The organism is Chitinophagaceae bacterium (assembly GCA_016699815.1).
Taxonomy (GTDB): Bacteria; Bacteroidota; Bacteroidia; order Chitinophagales; family Chitinophagaceae; genus Ferruginibacter.
This window is the reverse complement of the sequence record CP065012.1, coordinates 143856-164951: the sequence shown is the minus strand read 5'-3', so window position 1 is coordinate 164951 and position 21096 is coordinate 143856. Positions and strand designations below refer to the sequence as shown.

At 38.6% G+C, this 21096-nt stretch carries 20 protein-coding genes; 13 read left to right on the top strand and 7 right to left on the bottom strand.

The window, feature by feature from the left end:
• The first annotated feature begins 112 nt into the window (after positions 1-112).
• Positions 113-790: a (d)CMP kinase gene (locus IPO46_00775; protein QQS63187.1), complete on the top strand. Its 678-nt coding sequence runs from the start codon at positions 113-115 to the stop codon at positions 788-790.
• Here the strand turns inward: IPO46_00775 and IPO46_00770 are convergent.
• Positions 785-2020, bottom strand: coding sequence for a 4-hydroxy-3-methylbut-2-enyl diphosphate reductase (locus IPO46_00770; protein QQS63186.1), 1236 nt, complete (start codon positions 2018-2020; stop codon positions 785-787). The genes IPO46_00775 and IPO46_00770 overlap by 6 nt on opposite strands.
• Positions 2021-2193: 173 nt before the next feature.
• Here IPO46_00770 and IPO46_00765 point away from each other — a divergent pair, with 173 nt between their 5' ends.
• Both IPO46_00765 and hisB read left to right on the top strand, forming a co-directional pair.
• On the top strand, positions 2194-3486 hold the full coding sequence (locus tag IPO46_00765) for an alpha-glucosidase C-terminal domain-containing protein (protein QQS63185.1): 1293 nt from the start codon (positions 2194-2196) through the stop codon (positions 3484-3486).
• Positions 3487-3515: 29 nt separating this feature from the next.
• Entirely contained in the window at positions 3516-4112 is a 597-nt protein-coding gene (gene hisB / locus IPO46_00760; protein QQS63184.1) for a histidinol-phosphatase, read from the top strand.
• 61 nt (positions 4113-4173) lie between these two features.
• On the opposite strand, the gene IPO46_00755 is transcribed toward hisB, so the two are convergent.
• The gene (locus IPO46_00755) at positions 4174-6450 is read right to left on the bottom strand and encodes an aconitate hydratase (GenBank protein QQS63183.1); all 2277 of its coding nucleotides are present in this window, start codon (positions 6448-6450) and stop codon (positions 4174-4176) included.
• A gap of 226 nt (positions 6451-6676) precedes the next feature.
• Between IPO46_00755 and IPO46_00750 the strand changes: the two genes are divergently transcribed.
• The gene (locus tag IPO46_00750; GenBank protein ID QQS63182.1) at positions 6677-6898 is read left to right on the top strand and encodes a PspC domain-containing protein; all 222 of its coding nucleotides are present in this window, start codon (positions 6677-6679) and stop codon (positions 6896-6898) included.
• Between the two features lie 2 nt (positions 6899-6900).
• On the opposite strand, the gene IPO46_00745 is transcribed toward IPO46_00750, so the two are convergent.
• Together IPO46_00745 and mnmA are read right to left on the bottom strand one after the other, a co-directional pair.
• Positions 6901-7629, bottom strand: a complete 729-nt coding sequence (locus IPO46_00745; protein ID QQS63181.1) for a hypothetical protein — start codon at positions 7627-7629, stop codon at positions 6901-6903.
• 38 nt (positions 7630-7667) lie between these two features.
• Positions 7668-8771, bottom strand: a complete 1104-nt coding sequence (gene mnmA / locus IPO46_00740) for a tRNA 2-thiouridine(34) synthase MnmA (protein QQS63180.1) — start codon at positions 8769-8771, stop codon at positions 7668-7670.
• 153 nt (positions 8772-8924) lie between these two features.
• Between mnmA and galK the strand changes: the two genes are divergently transcribed.
• Positions 8925-10070: a galactokinase gene (gene galK, locus IPO46_00735; GenBank protein ID QQS63179.1), complete on the top strand. Its 1146-nt coding sequence runs from the start codon at positions 8925-8927 to the stop codon at positions 10068-10070.
• Between the two features lie 24 nt (positions 10071-10094).
• Here the strand turns inward: galK and IPO46_00730 are convergent, their stop codons facing one another.
• A complete protein-coding gene (locus IPO46_00730) occupies positions 10095-11378 on the bottom strand; it encodes a DUF1343 domain-containing protein (GenBank protein QQS63178.1) in 1284 nt (427 codons plus the stop codon).
• 253 nt (positions 11379-11631) lie between these two features.
• On the opposite strand from IPO46_00730, the gene IPO46_00725 reads away from it, so the two are divergent.
• The gene (locus IPO46_00725) at positions 11632-12060 is read left to right on the top strand and encodes a peptidylprolyl isomerase (GenBank protein ID QQS63177.1); all 429 of its coding nucleotides are present in this window, start codon (positions 11632-11634) and stop codon (positions 12058-12060) included.
• A gap of 69 nt (positions 12061-12129) precedes the next feature.
• Positions 12130-13383: a peptidase T gene (pepT, locus tag IPO46_00720; GenBank protein QQS63176.1), complete on the top strand. Its 1254-nt coding sequence runs from the start codon at positions 12130-12132 to the stop codon at positions 13381-13383.
• Between the two features lie 19 nt (positions 13384-13402).
• Here the strand turns inward: pepT and IPO46_00715 are convergent, their stop codons facing one another.
• On the bottom strand, positions 13403-14191 hold the full coding sequence (locus IPO46_00715) for an RDD family protein (protein QQS63175.1): 789 nt from the start codon (positions 14189-14191) through the stop codon (positions 13403-13405).
• 112 nt (positions 14192-14303) lie between these two features.
• On the opposite strand from IPO46_00715, the gene IPO46_00710 reads away from it, so the two are divergent.
• Genes IPO46_00710 through truB form a run of 6 tightly spaced genes read left to right on the top strand, consistent with a single transcriptional unit; the run spans position 14304 to position 20351 of the window.
• Positions 14304-15326 (top strand): stage II sporulation protein M, encoded by a 1023-nt coding sequence (locus tag IPO46_00710; GenBank protein ID QQS63174.1) that lies wholly within the window; start codon positions 14304-14306, stop codon positions 15324-15326.
• A complete protein-coding gene (locus IPO46_00705; GenBank protein ID QQS63173.1) occupies positions 15319-16029 on the top strand; it encodes a hypothetical protein in 711 nt (236 codons plus the stop codon). Before IPO46_00710 ends, IPO46_00705 begins: the two co-directional genes overlap by 8 nt.
• Positions 16030-16071: 42 nt before the next feature.
• Positions 16072-17238, top strand: coding sequence for a DUF4350 domain-containing protein (locus IPO46_00700; GenBank protein ID QQS63172.1), 1167 nt, complete (start codon positions 16072-16074; stop codon positions 17236-17238).
• Positions 17239-18216, top strand: coding sequence for a MoxR family ATPase (locus tag IPO46_00695; GenBank protein ID QQS63171.1), 978 nt, complete (start codon positions 17239-17241; stop codon positions 18214-18216).
• Between the two features lie 7 nt (positions 18217-18223).
• Positions 18224-19567 carry a DUF58 domain-containing protein gene (locus IPO46_00690; protein ID QQS63170.1) on the top strand — a complete coding sequence of 448 codons (1344 nt, stop codon included), beginning with the start codon at positions 18224-18226 and terminating at the stop codon, positions 19565-19567.
• Positions 19568-19586: 19 nt separating this feature from the next.
• Positions 19587-20351 carry a tRNA pseudouridine(55) synthase TruB gene (gene truB / locus IPO46_00685; protein QQS63169.1) on the top strand — a complete coding sequence of 255 codons (765 nt, stop codon included), beginning with the start codon at positions 19587-19589 and terminating at the stop codon, positions 20349-20351.
• Here the strand turns inward: truB and IPO46_00680 are convergent.
• Positions 20348-20962, bottom strand: a complete 615-nt coding sequence (locus IPO46_00680) for a tRNA-(ms[2]io[6]A)-hydroxylase (GenBank protein QQS63168.1) — start codon at positions 20960-20962, stop codon at positions 20348-20350. The two genes, truB and IPO46_00680, sit on opposite strands and share 4 nt — an antisense overlap.
• Between the last annotated feature and the right edge of the window lie 134 nt (positions 20963-21096).

Sequence of the window (21096 nt, the reverse complement as noted above, 5' to 3'; positions counted from 1 at the left end):
TATAGTAGCACTTCCTTTTAAAGATAGGAATTATCTTTTCGGTTAATTCTATTTCAAAAAAATAAATATACTATTTTGCCATCCCTGAATTTTACAGCATTTTTGTAATCTGATGGCGAAAAAAATAATTATTACCATTGATGGCTGGAGCAGTTGTGGAAAAAGCACCCTGGCAAAGCAATTGGCCAATGCGCTGGGATATGTTTATATTGACAGCGGTGCAATGTACCGTGCAATTACACTATATTTTTTAAGAAAAAATACCGACTGGAGCGATGAAAAAGAAGTAACCGAAGCGTTAAATGAAATCCATTTGCATTTTGAATACAACCCAAAATCTGAACAGTCGGAAATTTTTTTAAACGAAGAAAATGTGGAGTATTTAATAAGGGACCTGGTAGTGGCGGAAAAAGTGAGCGAAGTGGCCACTATTGCATCGGTAAGGTCGCTGGCCGTAGCTCAACAACAAAGAATGGGCCGCCACAAAGGTATTGTAATGGACGGAAGGGATATTGGTACCACAGTTTTTCCCCATGCCGAATTGAAAATTTTTATGACGGCCGACCTTGACGTAAGGGTAGACAGGCGTTTTTTGGAAATGCAGGCCAAAAACCCCAACGTAACTATTGATGAAGTAAGGAATAACCTGCAAACCCGTGACCATATTGATTCTACCCGAAAAGTGAGCCCATTAAAACAGGCCGATGATGCCGAAGTGATAGATAATACCCATCTTACCCAGGAAGAACAACTGGATATAGCTTTAAAGCTTGTGGCACAAAGGCTATAAGGTTTGCCTTAAATTTTCTTCTATATCTTTTATGGATTTTGCATCCGGAAAAAAGGAAATTATTTTTTCTATAACCTGCTCCACAAGTGCATCGGGGCAACTTGCGCCACTGGTGATGAGTATGCGAAGCGGTTTTTTCTCCGGCAAATAATGAGACGATGTTTTCTCTGCCTTATCATGAAAATTAAAATGCATTATTTCATCCGCAGAAATAATTTTACTTTCATCTTTAATAAAATAGGTAGGCAATTGCTCTTCGCATAATTCTACCAAATGGCTGGTATTACTGCTATTATAGCCGCCAACAACTATGGCCATATCTGCCGTTTGTTGCAACATGCTGTAAACAGCGCCCTGGTTATCGTTGGTGGCATAGCAAAGGGTATCTCTGGTATCGGCAAAATGCAAATCAATATTTTCCGGCGTTAAATGATATTTATTAATCATTACCTGCTTTAAATAATCGGCAATGGATTGTGTATCGCTGGCCAGCATAGTGGTTTGGTTTACCACCCCAATTCTTTGTAAATCCTTTTCCACGTTAAACCCATCCGAATACCTCTTTGCAAACTCAGCGTAAAAACCTGCTGCAGGTTTTTCGCCGGTAATATATTTTCCCAATTGCATCGCTTCTTCCATATTATTAATAATTACCGTTGCCGTATTATTTGCAGCATGGCTAAAAGTAGCACGGGTTTCTTCATGGGTAGGCTTGCCGTGTACAATTACGGTATATTTTTTTTCGGCTATTTGCCTGCTGCGGTTCCATACTTTTTCTACAAATGGGCAGGTGGTATTATATTGCTCAGTAACCACACCTATGCTTTTTAACTCTTCTTCAATTTTTAAAGTAGTTCCAAATGCAGGTATCAGTACAATATCGTGCCGGGTAATTTCTTCAAACGGAATGAGTTTTTTGCCAAAAGTGTCCTGTAAAAAAACAACGCCCCTTTCTTTGAGATCGGCATTTACCCGTGGGTTGTGGATCATTTCACTGAGCAGATAAATTTTTTTTCCAGGGTTTTCATCAATGGTTTTAAAGGCAATTTCAATAGCATTTTCTACGCCGTAGCAAAAGCCAAAATGGCGGGCAAGAAAAATCTGCACAGGCCCAAAATCCAACAAAGTAGGGCTAAAATCTTTCTTCATTTTATCCTGCTGCCGTCTTTTTTCCTTAATTAGTGAAATTAAAGGACTGCGGTATGTAAAGGGAATTGTAAATTGCTTCATTACCTGAAAATTATGCAAATTTACAACTTAATTGTTTTTTTCCCCGTTGCTCCTTAATTTACGGCACATAAGCAGATCATATGAAATTAAAATGGCTTTTATTTATGTTGGCTTGTGCTGTTTTTACACAGTGCAACTCCAATAATTCCCAGCAGGATCAAAATGAAAAATTAATGGATACATCAGTTTTAAATACAACCTTTTGGATACATCAAACCAATGTGTATGAAGTAAACTTGCGCCAATACACAGCCGAGGGCACCCTAAATGCCTTTGTTCAACATTTGCCACGCCTTAAAGCAATGGGTGTGGAAACACTTTGGTTTATGCCCATTACGCCAATTGCACAAAAAAATAAAAAAGGCAATTTGGGCAGCTATTATGCTGCCGCAGATTACACTTCGGTAAGCCCCGAATTTGGAACAATGGACGATTTTAAAAAACTGGTTGCACAAGCGCATGAAATGGGCTTTAAAGTAATAATTGACTGGGTGGCCAACCACACAGGATGGGACCATAAGTGGACATTGGAGCATCCCGATTTTTATGAAAAAGACAGCGCCACAGGAACCTTTAAAATTGCCAGTGGCATGGACGATATTATTGAGCTTGATTACAAAAACCCCCAATTGCGTAAGGCGATGATAGATGCCATGCTCTACTGGATTAAGGAAGCAGATATTGATGGCTTTCGGTGCGACCTTGCCACATGGGTGGAACTGGATTTTTGGCAGGAAGCTAAACCCGAACTTGAAAAAACAAAAAAATTATTTTGGTTGGGAGAATTTGATGCGCTGGAAAACCCGGAGTATCTACAAGTATTTGATGCAGCTTACTGCTGGACCTGGATGCACAAAACCGAAGATTTCTATAAAGGCAAAACCGACCTTGCAACGCTAAAGGAATTACTGAACAGGTATGATTCTGCCTGCGGAAATAATAAGATGACCCTTTGGTTTACTACAAACCATGATGAAAACAGCTGGAACGGCACAGAATATGAAAAATACGGCGATATGGCCCAAGCCTTAGCTGTTTTGAGTTTTACCTGGAACGGCATACCGCTCATTTACAGCGGGCAGGAACTGCCCAATAAAAAACGCCTGAAATTTTTTGAGAAAGATACCATTGAATGGAATAGGAAATTTGAACTCCAGAATTTTTACCATACTCTGCTTGCCTTAAGAAAAAGTAATGTAGCCCTAAGTGCCGGCGACCCTTCGGTAAGAACCTATCTTTTAAAAACCAGATACGAAGATAAAGTGCTTGCTTATTTGCGTAAAAACGGCAAAAAAGAAGTGCTGGTTTTGCTCAACTTCAGTAAAGATGATTTAAGCTTTACCATTGAAAGTGAAAAGCTAAAAGGTAATTTCCAGGATGTGTTTAACAAAGAAAATAGTTTTGAAGCCAATGCAGATAAAAAATTCAATGTAAAACCCTGGCAATATTTAGTGTTTGAAAAATAAAAATTTATTCAGCCTCATTTATTTTAAGCATGAAGGAATCTATTATACAGGGAGCAAAAAAAATTTTATTTATAGACAGGGATGGAACCCTGGTGAATGAAGCGCCGCCGAGTTACCGTATTGACACTTTTGAAAAATTGGTTTTTTACCCAATGGTGTTTCATTACTTATATAAAATTGCCACAAAATTTAATTACGAATTAGTGATGGTTACCAATCAGGATGGATTGGGAAGGGACGAGTTTCCATATGATAAATTTTCTCCGGTTCATGATTTTATCCTTAAAAGTTTTGCCAATGAAGGCATCAGGTTTTCTGAAATATTAATAGATTGTACATACCCAAATGAAAATGCGGCCACACGTAAGCCAGGCACTGGTTTATTGATAAATTATATGAATAACCCGGGTTATGATATTGCTCATTCATTTGTAATAGGAGACAGAATTACCGATATGCAACTTGCCAAAAACCTCAACTGTAAAGGCTTTTGGCTTTGCAGCGATGAAAAACTTGGCGCCGCTGAACTCACCAGAGAGGTAGAACAAATAAAATCAACTTCAATTGCTTTAACCACGCCACATTGGAAAAATATTTACGCATACCTGAACCAGATTAACCAATAAATTTTTATTACACAAAAAAAGCGGTAAATAATACCGCTCTTTATTTTTGATGTATTTGTACTTAATTATTTTTAGCAGCAAATTCTTTGCGTATAATATTTAGTGCGGCGCCGGCTTTAAACCATTCAATTTGCTGGTTGTTATAGCTATGGTTGGCTTGGAGCGTATCCTTAGTGCCATCTGCATGATGCAATACCAGTTCCAAAGCCTTGCCGGGGGCAAAACTGAGCAGCCCGTTTATATCAATGCTGTCATCTTCTTTTATTTTATCATAATCTGCTTTATCGGCAAATGTGAGCGCCAGCATACCTTGTTTTTTTAGGTTGGTTTCGTGAATCCTTGCAAAAGATTTTACCAGCACGGCCCTTACGCCCAAATGCCTTGGTTCCATTGCCGCATGTTCTCTTGAAGATCCTTCTCCATAGTTTTCATCGCCTACCACAATGGTGCCAATACCTGCAGCTTTATACGCTCTTTGGGTGGAGGGAACGGTTCCATATTCGGCAGTGAGTTGGTTTTTTACTGAATCGGCCTTTTCATTAAAGAAATTAATGGCGCCAATGAGCAGGTTATTGCTGATATTATCTAAATGCCCACGAAATTTTAACCATGGCCCAGCCATTGAAATATGATCGGTGGTACATTTTCCTTTGGCTTTAATGAGCAATTTCAATTCATGTAAATCGGTGCCTTCCCATGCTGCAAAAGGGTCGAGCAATTGCAAGCGTTTACTGGTAGGTGATACCATTACTTCTACCTTGCTTCCGTCGGAGGCCGGGGCCTGGTAACCGGCATCTTCTACCGCAAAACCTTTTGCAGGTAGTTCGTCTCCATTTGGCGGATCGAGTTTTACCTGTTCGCCTTTATCGTTGGTTAAGGTATCGGTAAGCGGGTTAAAATCCAGCGATCCAGCAATTGCCATTGCCGTAACAATTTCGGGGCTGCCTACAAAAGCAAAAGTATTGGGGTTGCCATCAGCACGCTTTGCAAAGTTTCTGTTGAAGCTGTGTACAATAGTATTTTTCTCCTGCTTTTCTGCGCCTACACGTGCCCACATGCCAATACAAGGCCCGCAGGCATTGGCAAATACTGTAGCGCCAATTTGATCAAATACATTGAGGAACCCATCTCTTTCAATAGTATAGCGCACTTGTTCGCTGCCGGGTGTGATGGTAAACTCAGATGCAAGCTTTAAGCCTTTTTCTTTTACCTGCTTTGCAAGGCTTACAGAGCGGCTGATATCTTCGTATGAGGAATTGGTGCAACTGCCTATTAAACCTACTTCAATTTTAGTGGGCCATCCGTTTGCTGCTGCTGCTTCTTTCATTTTTGAAATGGGTGTAGCAAGGTCCGGGGAAAACGGCCCATTTAAATAGGGTTCCAGTTCGTTGAGGTTTATTTCTATTACCTGGTCAAAATATTTTTCGGGGTTGGTATATACCTCAGGGTCGCCGGTAAGCTGTTCTTTAATGGCATTGGCCGCTGCTGCAATTTCTTCTCTTCCTGTTGCATTTAAGTAGCGTTCCATGCTTTCGTCGTAGCCAAATGTAGAAGTGGTGGCGCCAATTTCTGCACCCATATTACAAATAGTTCCTTTGCCGGTACAGCTCATGTTTATTGCGCCTTCTCCAAAATATTCCACTACGGCGCCGGTTCCGCCTTTTACAGTAAGTATGCCGGCAACTTTTAAAATCACATCTTTGGGTGCAACCCATCCATTTAATTTTCCGGTAAGTTTTACCCCAATTAATTTGGGCATTTTTAGCTCCCAGGGCAGGCCAGCCATTACATCGCAGGCATCGGCGCCGCCTACGCCAATGGCTATCATTCCCAATCCGCCGGCATTTACTGTGTGGCTGTCGGTACCAATCATCATTCCCCCGGGAAAAGCATAGTTTTCCAAAACAACCTGGTGAATAATACCTGCGCCGGGTTTCCAAAAGCCAATACCATATTTATTAGATACCGAAGCCAAAAAATCATATACTTCACTGCTTTCATTTACGGCACGGTTCAAATCTGTTTTGCTTCCTACTTTTGCTTCAATTAAGTGATCGCAATGTACTGTACTGGGTACTGCCACTTTTGTCCTTCCACTTTGCATAAACTGCAATAAAGCCATTTGTGCAGTAGCATCCTGCATTGCAACACGGTCGGGAGCAAAATCTACATAAGATTTACTTCGCTCATAAACCTGGGTTGCAGCGCCCTCCCAAAGATGGGCATATAAAATTTTTTCGGTAAGTGTTAGTGGTCTTCCCAATAGTTTTCTGGCAGCTTCTACCCTGGTTGGGAAGATAGCATACAGCTTTTTAATCATCTCTACATCAAAAGGCATTATAAAAGTTTAATATTGAAGTAATTGCACAGTTTTTACGGTAAAACTGCTTATGCAAAATTAGTTAAAAGAATAATAAGCTAAAGTGAAATTTTGAAGAAACGGAGTTGTAGTAAATTAAAATTGAAAGTTCAAAACCGTAGCAAAGGAATAATAAACTCAATTTTATCTATATATTTTTATTTATATTCTGTTATTTTGCAGAAGAAAAAATTAATTTGTGCTGATGAATACCTTAAAAAGATTTGTGGAATGGCAATTTTTTGGCGTTTGTTCCGCAATTGGTGAAAAAATGGGCGTGGCCACAGAAACCATCCGAAAATATTTTATTTACACTTCCTTTATTACCATTGGTTCGCCGGTTATTCTTTATCTCATAGCCGCATTTTGGATGAATATTAAACGGTATATTTTTAATGCAAAGCGAAACCCGGTAAAATATACCTGAGTTTAATTATGGTCTATTAAGGTATAAGTAACTCCATAACCGGTGTAACTGTTATTTACCCGCTGAAATTCCCAATGCAGGAAATTTCGGTAAACCATACCTATATTTTTTGCATAAATTTCTTTTGAAATATTTTTTTCGGCATATTGTGTTTCGGGTGTAATGGGTACGCCTACAGAGTCTTCTCTTTGGTTTATGGTAATTGTGGAATCTAAAACCATACTGCCAACGGTTGCAGGCTGGTAGACACTCTCGTAAAAATAATCCCAATCGTAGAGGTACATTAATTCGGTATTGATTGATGTACTTTCAATATAGGAATTTCCTTTCCAGGAGTAATTATCTTTTATGGGTAATTTGAGTTTAATATACCTCAAGTTATTTTCTACAAACTCAAAACTTGTTCCGGTATTTGTTGCGGTAAAAGTATTATCGGGTAACCATGCCTGCCCCGGGTTATTGCGTATATACCTGAAAATCCTGTAAGCAGGGCGGCCGAGGTTATCGGTAATTTGGGCATCTACCAAAAATTTTACTTCGTAGGTATGCACTTCAAAAGCTACACCAAAATTGGTAGTAACAGTTGAATCGAGCCTGTAGGTAATATATTTACCTATCTGCATAGGTGCAAAATCTTCAATAGTTGCAGAAGGATAAATTTCTGTGGATTTACTGCAACTTACAGCCAAAAAGGCCATAAATGCCAAAACGAGGTATGCAAATTTATTCATGGTTGTTAAGATACAATATTTGTAGAAAAGAAAAGGCCTTATTCGCTTCGCTGAATTATTCCACCGCCAATTACATCATCTCCTTCGTAAAAAACAGCGCTTTGCCCAGGGGCAATACCTTTTACACTTTCATAAAAACGTACTTTTACCCCTTTTTCGTATGTGGAAAGCAAACCCGTGGCTCCTTTATCTTTATACCTTATTTTAATGGTTGAATCCAATGGGTCTTTAATGCCGTCATATTTCAACCAATTGACAGATGAAACCATCATTTCGCTGCCTTTCAGGTCGTCTTCATCTCCTAAAACAACCGTATTGGTTTCGGGTATTATTTTAGTAACAAATGCCGGTTTGCCCAATGCTATATCCAATCCTTTACGCTGGCCTACGGTATAAAAAGGGTAGCCTTTGTGCTTGCCCAGTATTTTTCCATGTGCATCAACAAAATGCCCACCCGCCACTTTTTCTTCAAGCCCTTTTACACGATGTTTTAAAAACCCCCTGTAATCATTATCGGGAACAAAACAAATTTCATAGCTCTCACTTTTTTTGGCAAGTTCGGGATAGCCAAAATCGCTGGCCATTTTTCTTATTTCCGATTTATGGTAAGTGCCCAGCGGAAGCAAGGTGCGGCTTAGCAGGTCTTGTTGCAGGCCCCACAAAACATAGCTCTGGTCTTTGGTTTCGTCAATTCCTTTACTTACAAAATATCTTTCGTTTTTATGCTGCTGTATTTGTGCATAATGGCCTGTAGCAATAAAATCGCAGTTCAATACATCGGCACGCTTTAACAGGGCACGCCACTTAATGTGTGTATTGCACATTACACAAGGGTTTGGCGTTCTGCCGGCCATATATTCTTCTACAAAATTTTCAATTACAAAATCTCCAAACTCTTCCCTTATGTCCAAAATAAAATGCGGAAAACCGTGTTGTACTGCAGCCAACCGGGCATCGTTAAAACTATCTATATTGCAACAGCCGGTTTCTTTTTTTGAGGTAACGCCCACACTTGTAGCATAATCCCATGTTTTCATAGTAATACCCACTACTTCATAACCTTCTTTATGCAGCATTAATGCAGCTACGGTACTGTCAATACCGCCGCTCATGGCCATTAAAACTTTCCCTTTTTTACTCATATTTTAAACCCTTATATCTTACCGCAATAAGATTTGCAAAGGTAACCGGAAATAGTGGAATGCTTTTACCAGATGAGAAACTGATTTATGGCTATTCAATAGCAATCTTGCATTTTCTTAATTAGATTTGCCCTAATACTGAGTGCATTACAAATGAAAGGAACCATTTTTGCCTGTTTTAAAAAAATATTTAGTGCCGAACCCATTGTAGTTCGGTCGCCGGGCCGCATTAATTTAATTGGTGAACACACGGATTATAACGATGGATTTGTTTTACCTGCCTCGGTTGATAAATATATTTACGCAGGCATAAATAAAAGAGCAGACCAGGAGATTCATTTGTATTCCATGCAATTCAATGAAGAATGTAAAGCTTCCTTAAATGCATTAAGCATACCAAAGCAGCATTGGGCAAAATATATTTTGGGTGTAGTGGCCCAGTTGCAAAAAAATAGTTTCCCTTTAGCTGGTTTTAACTTTGTTTTTGGTGGTGATATCCCCATGGGCGCAGGCATGTCGTCTTCGGCTGCATTGGAAATAGCAACCATTTTTGCATTAAATGAAATTTTCTCTCTATCAATTCCCAAAATGCAAATGGTAAAAATGGCGCAATTGGCAGAGCATGAATATGCAGGAGTGAAATGCGGCATTATGGACCAGTTTGCCAGTATGTTTGGCAAAGAAAATAATGCCATGCAACTGGATTGCCGCTCTTTGCATTTTGAATATGTGCCCATTGAAATGAAGGCTATTAAAATTGTATTGCTCAATACTCATGTAAAACATCAACTGGCTTCATCGGAGTATAATGTAAGGAGGCAGCAATGCGAAGAAGCGGTAAACATTATTGCCCGCCGGAATAACAATGTAAAAAGTTTAAGAGATGCAAATATGCAAATGCTTGATGAATGGGTGAAGCCTGTTGATACCTCTATGTATAAAAGGTGCAAATATGTGGTAGAAGAAATTGATCGCCTGCAAATGGCATGCAATGATTTAAAAAATGGGGATATAGCTGCCTTTGGAAAAAAAATGTTTGAAACACACGATGGGCTTAGCCGGCTTTACAATGTAAGTTGCCCCGAAGCCGATTTTTTTGTAAACGCCGTACGCAACAATAAAAATGTATTGGGTGCAAGAATGATGGGTGGCGGTTTTGGCGGCTGCACCATTAACCTGGTAAAAGAAAATGCCATAGATGCATTGATCCATGAGTTAAAGGAACCCTATCTCCGTTTTTCAGGGCTGGAGATGGAGGCATACATTGCCAGTATAAAAAATGGAACGGAACTTTGTTGAACCCAAATTCAGCAACAAAAACTTTTATTCAAAATCTTCATACAGCAAATATTTTTTTCGGATGGATTTAAAATTACCCAATTCCGGCTCCCAGCTTTTTCGGATTTCTTCTTCTTGCAAACCTTGTTTAATTTGTTGCTGCAATTGATCTGTTCCGGCAAGTTTATCTATAAAATTATTTTTCAAAAAGAAACTGTCTTTTCCGGGAAAAAGTTTATATGCCTGTATTAAATATTTCAACTGTATTTTTCTATCCAGCATGGCCAGCACTTCCGCATTGGTTCCGCCAAGATTCCATCCGTAACAAAGCTGGTAAAAACATTTGCTGTTTTTAGCGCCGGCATTGGGTTTTGGCGTAAACGAATAGGGCAGGTTATTGGGCAATTTGGGGTGGCCAAAAACCTGGAACGGAATATTGGTTCCACGACCTTCACTCAGCAACGTACCTTCAAAAAAACAGGTAGTAGGATAGAGGTAAATACTTTGCATTTGTTTTAAATTGGGCGAAGGGTTTACGGGTAGCTGGAATTTTGACAAATGGGTATAATTAAGGCATTTAATTACCATTACATGAAAAGGCGTATCGGCTGTGGGTTTTGTGGTTTTATTAAAATTATTGATGGCATTTGCTTTATCACTTAACCAGTTTTCGCCCGCAAGCATTAAAGCATATTCGCCAATCGTCATTCCATAAACAATAGGAACCGGTTGCATTCCTACAAAGCTTTTAAATTTTTTGTTGAGCACGGGCCCATCTATATAAAATCCATTGGGATTTGGCCGGTCTAAAATGAGCAAAGGCTTATGCATTTCAAGAGCCGCTTCCAAAAAATATTCCAGCGATGAAATGTAGGTATAAAACCTTACGCCAACATCCTGGATATCAAAAACCAACACATCCACATTTTTAAAATCTTCTGTGGTAGGTTTTTTATGGTTACCGTAAAGGCTAATAATTGGGATGCCTGTTTTTTTGTCTACCGAATTCTTAATTTCTTCGCCGGCATCTGCATTGCCACGGAAACCATGCTCGGGTCCAAAAATTTTTACAATATTTATGCCGGCATTGAGTAGGGTATCTACAAGGTGCGTATGGCCCACAACGCTTGTTTGGTTGGCAAAAATGGCTACCTTTTTCCCTTTTAAAAGTGGGAGATAGGTTGCTAATCTTTCGGCTCCGGTAGTAATATTATTGTTTGCGAAAGCGATGCTTTCGATAGGTTGTGCTGCGCTATTAATGGGTTGGGCACAGGAAAACTGAACACTACAAATGGAAAGAATATATATTCGTATAAACCTTAATTTCATGGTTTCATTTTTTTTTGTTGGTCATCCAAAAACTATTTAGGTACAAGCTATGTAATATGCCTATGAACATTTACGGTTGGCATCAACTTTTGTTAAGGCACATTGCATGTGTGCAAATTTGCATAAGTTTTTTGGATTGACATATAAATTTTATAGCTACTTTTGCCGATTATTAATCACTATGCATACTTTATCATTTTTGTAACAAAGCTGTGATGAAAATTGAAAGTACAAATGCGTAAAACAAATTATAATGACACAAGTAAAAGTTGGGGATTCCGTAAAAGTACATTATACCGGAAAGCTCACAAACGGTGAAAAATTTGATTCTTCAGAAGGGCGTGAACCGCTGGAATTTACCGTAGGCGCCGGGCAAATGATAAAAGGCTTTGATGCTGCATTGCCGGGAATGAAAGTAGGTGATAAAATAACTATTAATATACCGGCCAATGAAGCCTATGGTGAAAAAGATGAAGCAGCAATTATTGAATTTCCTAAAGCCAATATTCCAGCGGATATGAAGCTGGAGCAAGGCATGCAGCTTACCCTTAGCAGCGCCGATGGCCAGCCAATACCCGTTACAGTTACCGAATTAAAAGATGATGTAGTGGTATTGGATGCCAATCATTTTTTAGCCGGGAAAGAACTGGTATTTGATATTGAATTGGTGCATATTGGATAATGATATTTTTTAAAGCCACGGGTACATAATTAGGGACTGTAACTGCTGCATGTTTTTTATTGAAAGTTTATGACACATTACATCAATGGCGATAGTTTAGCCGAAAGGTTTATGCGTTACGTTCGCATAGATACACAAAGCGATCCAGAAAGCAATTCAACTCCCAGCACAGAAAAGCAAAAAGAGCTAAGCCAATTATTATTTATGGAACTTAGAGGCCTTGGGCTTACGCAGGTGGAAACAGATGAATATGGCTATGTATATGCCACAATACCATCCAATACCGGTAAAAAAAATGTACCGGCTATTTGCTATTGTGCACATGTGGATACTGCGCCGGATTGCAGTGGCACCAATGTAAAACCCATATTGCATAGTTATTATAATGGGGATGATATTGTGTTGCCAGATGATGCAAGCCAGGTTTTATCTATCAGTAATTCCCCATACTTAAAAACGCAAATTGGCAATAACATTATTACGGCAAGCGGCAATACGCTGCTTGGTGCGGATGATAAAAGTGGAGTGGCAGTAATTATGGAAACGATAAGTTTTTTGTTGCAAAACCCTACTATAAAACATGGCGCTATTAAAATTGTGTTTACCCCAGATGAGGAAGTAGGAAAAGGCACAGCAAAAATTGATATGCAAAAAGTTGGTGCTTCATTTGGCTATACACTGGATGGTGGCGAAGCCGGTTGCCTTGAAGAAGAAACTTTTAGTGCCGATGCTGCAACTATTACCGTTAATGGTGTAATTGCTCATCCCGGAAATGGTAAAAATAAACTGGTGAATGCCATAAAAATTGCCGGAGAAATTTTAGAAACGTTACCAAAAACAGAGTGGAGCCCGGAAACCACCGAAAAAATGCAGGGGTTTGTGCACCCGGTATCCGTAAACGGTATTTCAGAGAAAGCAAGCATAAGTTTTATAGTTCGGGATTTTGATACAGAAACGCTTGCCCGGCACCATGCCCGGCTAAAAAAAATTGCAGAAGAAGTTGTTGCTAAACATAAAGGAGCCACACTGCAATACCTATCACATGAGCAATACCGCAATATGAAAGATGTTTTAAAAGAACATCCGCAGGTAGTGGAATATGCCATGGAAGCCATTAAGCGTTCGGGGCTTGAAGTAAAAATGGAAAGCATACGGGGCGGAACCGATGGAAGCAAATTGAGTTTTTTGGGAATGCCCTGCCCAAATATTTTTACGGGCATGCAAAATATACACAGTAAGCTGGAATGGGTTTCGGTAAAAGACATGGCAAAAGCTGCGGAAACCCTGGTGCATTTAGCACAGGTATGGGAAGAAAAAAATTAAATTACTTCTTGATTAGTTATCATTCTTTGGTGGCTAAATAATTATAATCTTCCAAAAGTTTTTCCAAAAAATCGAGGGAAGACCGCCTATCGCTTTCAATCTTTAATACATCTTTCAATTTGTAGCCTACCCTTATGCATACATCGTAGTTATTAGATTTGCGTGCCTGCGTTATTACGGTATTAATAATATTGATATCGTTATCGCTAAGCTTCATCACTTGTGGAAACTCCACATGGTAAGAAGCATTATCCACTTCCTGAAAAATGGTGTCCTTAACATTTAAACTGGTAATTGCCTCTACTACTACAGTGCCGGCAGCAAGGTCGCCAAGGCGCTGGCTGTTTTTTGTAACCGCAATGGCAATTACTACAGCTATACCAAACATGCAGGTGAAAAAAATATAAATTATCAAGCCTTCGGGTGAAAAAGCAATGTACCCAAATAAAAAAGGCCATTCAAAAAATTTTGTTATCCAGCGCAGGATATACTGGCCAAGTGTTGGCTCGCCACCGTATAAACTTATCACCCTTATGGCCACCAGTTTTTTTCCAATGGTTTGCCCGTTCATGGTTACTTCGGTAATTAAAGAATATAAAAGCATAGGAAGCGAAATCAATAAAATATCCATACCTATATTATCCCTTATAGAAAACCCCAGTAAATTATATAAAAACGATTTACATGCAAAAAGGTACAACAGCATCAGGCAAAAATCAATAATATAGGCAAGCAACCGTTTATGAAACGGGGCTATTTCAAATTCCAGGGGAATATTAAAAACAGTATTGATATTGATAACAGGCATTATTGCAATTTAATAACAGAATACTGCACCATTGCCATTATTGCCCATAATTTTTTTATTCGGTGATTTTTCGGCAAATTGTAGGATAATCAATAATATAAATCCTGCTTGAATGAGGGAGGCGATGTTTATAAAGAAAAATGCTGAAAAATGGGCAAGCTTTCAAAAGCAACAGGCGAGTTCGCCCGATGAAACCGCCGAACGTTTTATTACGTTGATTGACGACTTGTCCTATGCCAAAACCTTTTACCCAAAAAGTAAGGTAACACGCTGGATCAACGGCCTGGCAGCTTCTATATACCAGCATATTTATCAAAATAAAAGAGAAAAATTTAGCCGGGTATTTGATTTTTGGAAATATGAGTTGCCCTTATTATTTGGCAGGTATCACCGTATTTTTTTATTTAGCGCCATAGTATTTATTTTATTTGTAAGCATTGGTGTGTATTCATCTAAAACAAACCCCGATTTTATCCGTAGTATTTTAGGTGAGCAATATGTAGAAATGACGGAGGACAATATTGCCAAAGGCGACCCTTTTGGCGTATATAAAGACGAGAATCCATTTAATATGTTTGTTCGAATTGCCTTTAACAACATCAGGGTTGCTTTCCTTACTTTTTTAGGCGGCCTTTCTTTGGGTATCGTTACATTTCGGTTATTGTGGAGCAATGGAATAATGCTGGGCTGTTTTCAATACATGTTTTTTTCACATGGGCTGGGCTTGCAATCAATATTGGTTGTGTGGATACATGGAGTAATTGAAATTTCTTCAATTGTAATTGCTGCAACAGCTGGTTTTATATTGGCTAATGGCATACTTTTCCCCGGTACTTTTACCCGTATTGAATCTTTCAGGCGCAATGCAAGAAATGCAGCAAAAGTGATGATAGCGCTTGTGCCCTTTTTTATTGCAGCAGCTTTTTTAGAAAGCTATGTTACTCATTTAATGAGCCAAACTTTTGATGAACATAACAATGGCGGCATACCAGTGTGGGTGAGCGTTGTAATACTGGCTTCATCTATTTTGCTTATAACCTGGTATTTTATTATTTGGCCTATTAAACTTAAAAAGAAAGGAACCTTAATTAATAACAACGGAATTGTAAAAAAGGCGCTTGGTACACATGCTTAAGTATTTATTTTTTGTAACAGTTTTGTTTTTAAACAGTAACTGCGTTTTTGCACAGCAGGGTACAGGGCCCACAATAAACATTGGGCAAGATGCAGACAGTTCATTAATTATTGCTACACTCAACATTGCAACAGACAGCATCAATAGCTTAAAAAAATTACCGGATTATGCATACATGAAAAACCTCGATAGCTTATTGAGGGCACAAAAAAAACAACCGGTAACAATAACCTCAAAAGCTAATTCAGCATTTGCTAATTTTGCTCTATCTGTTTTACAACCGCTTTTATGGATTTTTGCGGCATTGTTTGTAGGCTATATTATTTACCGCATTTTTATAACTCGTGGAATTTTTAAAAAGCAAGAAAAAGAATTAACCAATATACCGCAAGAAACAGGGTTTCAACTTGAAAAAGAATACCAGCCTCTTATTATGCACGCAAAAGAAAAAGGCGATTTCCGCCTGGCTGCCCGATATTGGTTTTTAGAAACACTTAAAAACCTGAATGATAAAGGGCACATTATTTTTTCTATGGACAAAACAAACAATGCCTATTATTTTGAACTGCCTTCAGCTATACAAATACCCTTTTTGGCACTTACCTCAAATTATGAGTACGTTTGGTACGGTCAGCATCTTTTATCTCCATCCGGTTATGAAAATTTAGAAAATATTTTTTTGCAATTTAACCACAACCTGTAACCTCTGAAAAAATATTACTTCTATATCATCTTATGCGCCTTTATGGCTGGCTGTGCGGATGATAAAAGCCCCATACCTTCCTTAAGGGAAAGCTATTCCCTTGCGGACACAAAACCTTTTGGCAGTTCCGTAGCATATACTTTATTGAAACAAATGTATCCCGGTTATCTTATAAATGTAAAGAAAGACGGGTTTGACAAAACCGTTGCCTGGTATAATGATAAGTCATCGGTTTATATTTGCATTGCCCGTTATTTTTTCCCCAACCAGCAGGACAAAGCGGCTTTGCTCGATTTTGTTGCTTCGGGTAATACGGTACTAATTGCTGCCTCAATTATGGATTCTACATTTTTAGCGCAGGTAAATTGCAAATTAAGAGATGCCGAGTTTTTAAAAATGTTTGCACCGGAATCGTGGAAAAGCACAGCTATTAATTTAGCTCCGCAAACGGTAACAGACCAGGAAAGTTTCCGGTATTTTTATTTGCCATTTGAAAGTACGATAGCACTAACTGACAGCTTAGTTCTCAATTATAAAATTAGTTTTAACCATAATTTACAGCCCAACTGTATGTTGCTTTACTGGGGAAAAGGAAAACTCTTACTGCTTAGCGAACCCAGGGCGCTCAGTAATTATTTTTTGCTTTCGCAAAATAACCACCTTTATTTTAAGCAACTGATGCAGCTAATGCCGGCTTTTCCTGAAAATATTTACTGGGATGATTTTTACAGAAGAAACGCATTTGCCGGGAATAATAGTGCCAGTGGATTTTCTTTATCGGCGCTTATGGCCAATCCACCATTAAAATCGGCTTTATTACTGAGCCTGCTTTTATTATTGTTGTATATTATCTTTAATGGAAAAAGGAGGCAGCGCATTGTTCCCTTAATTTCTCCTGTAGAAAACTCTTCTATAAGGTTTGCCCAGGCCATTGCCGGCATTTATTTAAATAAAAAAGATAATAAAGCCATTGCGGAAAAAATGATCACTTATTTTAGCGAACATATACGCCAACACTATTTTATAAATTTGCAGCAACCCAATGCAGCAGTTGCAGAAAAACTCAGCAAAAAAACCGGGGTAACTCAGGATAAAACACTGGAATTATGCAACTGCATTTCTGCTATTAATGCAAGAGTGGAAATTTCCGATGAACTCTTATTAGAACTAAACCACTCCATAGAGTATTTTCACAAAAATAAATTTTAGATGGAAGAAAATTTTAACAACAGTAAAGAACAAATTGCAGCAATTCAAAAAAAATATTTTGAGTTGCAGCAAGAAATGGCAAAAGTAATTGTGGGCCAGCAAAAGGTAGTGCAGCTACTCATCACCGGTTTATTTAGCGATGGCCATATTTTGCTGGAAGGTGTGCCCGGCGTAGCCAAAACTTTACTGGCAAAACTTTTAGCAAAAATGGTAAACATCAATTTTTCCCGCATCCAGTTTACGCCCGATTTAATGCCCGGTGATGTAATTGGCACTTCGGTATTTAACCCCAAAGAAGGGAATTTTTATTTTAAACCCGGCCCGGTTTTCAGCAATATAGTTTTGATAGATGAAATAAACCGGGCGCCTGCAAAAACCCAATCGGCATTGTTTGAAGTAATGGAAGAAAAGCAAATTACCATTGACGGGCATACTTATTTTATGCAAAAACCTTTTTTGGTAATAGCTACACAAAATCCTATTGAACAGGAGGGTACATACCGCCTGCCCGAAGCACAGCTTGACCGGTTTATTTTTAAAGTAGAAGTTGATTATCCTACGGCGCAGGATGAAATAAATATACTTACCCACCAGCAAGGCAAGCCACAAACCGAACTACTCAGTAAAGTAAACCCTGTATTAAATGCAGATGAAATTTTAACTTTCAGGCAAAGTATTGAAGCAGTACAGGTAGAACCGAAACTTATAGAATTTATTGTAAAAATTGTTGCCGATACACGCAACAATCCATCCCTTTACCTTGGCGGCTCAACAAGGGCTTCTCTGGCAATTTTAAAATCTGCCAAAACTACGGCAGCATTAAAAGGCAGGCATTTTGTAATTCCCGAAGATATTGTAGAAATTGCGCCAGCAGTACTGCGGCACCGCATAATGCTTACCCCGGAAAAGGAAATGGAAGGATTAAGCCCAGATGAACTTATTGAAAATATCGTTAAATCGCTTGAAATACCCAGGTAACTACTCAATGAAATTTATACAAAAATATTTAGGCGATATTTTTTTAACCAACAGGTTTTACTGGGTGGCAATGAGTTGCAGCAGCCTGTTTATTGTTTCATTTTTTATTGCGCCATTATATCCCATTGCCAATATTGTGCTGGCCATGCTGGGTATTTTATTGTTATTCGATTACATTTTTGTTTTTATTATTGGCCGCAAGCCAGTGGCAAGGCGTATTGTAGCGCAACGTATGAGTAATGGCGATATAAACAACGTATCCCTTATTATTAAAAACAACAACCCATTTCCTGTTAAGGTAAAAGTAATTGATGAATTACCGGAACAATTCCAAAAAAGGGATTTTTTGCTTACTGCATTGCTAAGCGCCCAAAAAAAAGTTACCCTTACCTATCCTTTGATGCCTGTGCAGCGGGGAAAATATTATTTTGGCAACATTATAATTTTTGTGCAAAGTATTCTTGGGCTTATTGAGCAAAAAAATGAAATTGCGGCAGAAGAAGATATTAGCGTTTACCCATCTTTTCATCAACTCGGCAATTATCAAATACTTTCTAAAGCTGGCGCAAATGTAGATACGGGAAACCGCCGCATACGAAAAATAGGGCAAAGCATGGAATTTGAGCAGGTTAAAGATTATGTAACAGGGGATGATATACGCACTATAAACTGGAAAGCTACGGCAAGAAAATCGTTGTTGATGGTAAACAGTTACAGAGAAGAAAAATCGCAAAATATTTATTGCATAGCAGATAAAGGCAGGCTAATGAAAATGCCATTTGGAGGAATGAGCCTGCTGGATTATGCCATTAACGGCATTTTGGCACTAAGTACCGTATGCCTTAAAAAGCAGGATAAAATAGGCCTGTTGAGTTTTTCGCATAAAGTAAATACGGTACTTGCCGCAGATAAAAAACCAATTCAGCGGAAATATATTTTGCAATCATTGTATTGTGAAAAAACTTCCTTTACCGAAAGTAATTTTGAAGCGCTGTACACCGAAATTAGAAAAAAAATAAAACAACGCAGCCTGCTCATCCTCTTTACCAATTTTGAATCGCATACCGGCCTCAACAGGCAGTTGAATTACCTGCGCTCAATTGCCCGGCACCATTTATTGTTGGTAATAATTTTTGAAAATACAGAGTTGAACAAGCTTTCCTTTGCCACTGCTAACAGCGTTGAAGATGTGTACATAAAAACCATTGCCGAAAAATTTGTGTTTGAAAAAAAGAGGGTAGTGAAAGAGTTGCAAAAATACGGTATCCATTGTGTACTTACCTCGCCAAAACAACTTTCGGTAAATGCCATAAACAAATACCTTGAGTTAAAAGCCAGGCAGGCCATTTAATTTAGGAAAAATAAATAAAATGGCAAAAAAAGAAACTTACTGGAATAAAAACAAAGACAAACTTGGCCCACGAAAACTTATTTCCGTTACAATAAGTGCAGAAAAGAAAAAAGAATTTGAAGAAGGCCGTGTGCTGTTAATTGATAAAGAATTGCACTGGACATCATTTGACGCAGTACGAAAAATACGTAACAGCATCGGTATAAAAAAAGTGGGCCATGCCGGCACTTTAGACCCGTTGGCTACAGGCCTGCTTATTGTTTGTACAGGAAAATTTACCAAGCAAATTAATCATTTTATGGCTGCTCAAAAAGAATATACCGGCAGCCTTATCCTTGGTGCAGAAACGCCTACCTACGATTTGGAAAGCGAACCCATGAATTTTAAATATTTTGGCAATATTGCACTGGAAACAATTTATAAAACAACACAACTATTTTTAGGTGAAATAAACCAGTTGCCGCCCATATATTCTGCCATAAAAAAAGAAGGCAAAGCCTTATATGAACTAGCCCGCAGGGGAGAAGAAGTGGAATTGAAACCCCGTAAAATTTCTATTGAAAGCTTTGAAATTACTGATGTTAATTTACCCGTAGTAAAATTTAAAGTAGTTTGCAGTACCGGAACTTATATCCGCAGCCTTGCCCATGATTTTGGTAAAGCCCTGGGTTGCGGCGCTTATTTGAGTAGTTTAAGGCGCACCCAAATAGGTGAATTAAGGGTTGAAAATGCACAAACCATAGAAAAATTTTTAACTGAAATTTCTGGTAGCCAGGATGGTTAGTGGATCCTGTCGCCACGTAATTCTTCGCTTTTCATTAAATCTTTTTCATAGTCGAGCCATTCCTTCCAGCGTTTGCGCACATTTTTTTTGTCAATGTAATATTCTGAAAGATTAATGAATAAGGTATAATGTCCTGCTTCGCTTTCCATAAATTTCCGGTAAAATTTTCGCATGTATCCATCATCCAGCCCTTCGCTTAGCCGTTTAAACCTTTCGCAACTGCGTGCCTCAATCAGTGCCATAGTGAGCATGTGGTCTAAAAATCTTTCCATTGGGTTGCCGCCTTTTTTTTGAAACTCCAGCAATTTATTTACATACACATCTTTGCGTTGCACGCCCAGTTTCAGGTTGCGTTTTTTCAGTTCTGCCAAAACCAGTCTAAAATGTCCCCATTCTTCGGTTACAATTGGGCTGAGCTGCTCTACCAGCAATTCTTTTTCCGGATTTTTAGTAATAAGCGTAATGCAGGTGGTTGCTGCTTTTTGTTCGCAATAAGCATGATCGGTTAAAATTTCTTCCAATTGCATTTCGGCAAGGTTTACCCATCGAGGGTCGGTAGGTAACTTTAACCCAAGTATATTTTTTACGTCATTATTTGTTGCTCCTTTCATTTGCCAAAAATATAAAAAGGTTATTTTTGAAAGTTAAATTGTATGTGAGGTATAAAACAGGATAAACCCGGGAATTAAATTTAGGCAAATATAATGCCCGTTTAATTGGCTTTACATTAATTTTACTGCTTCAA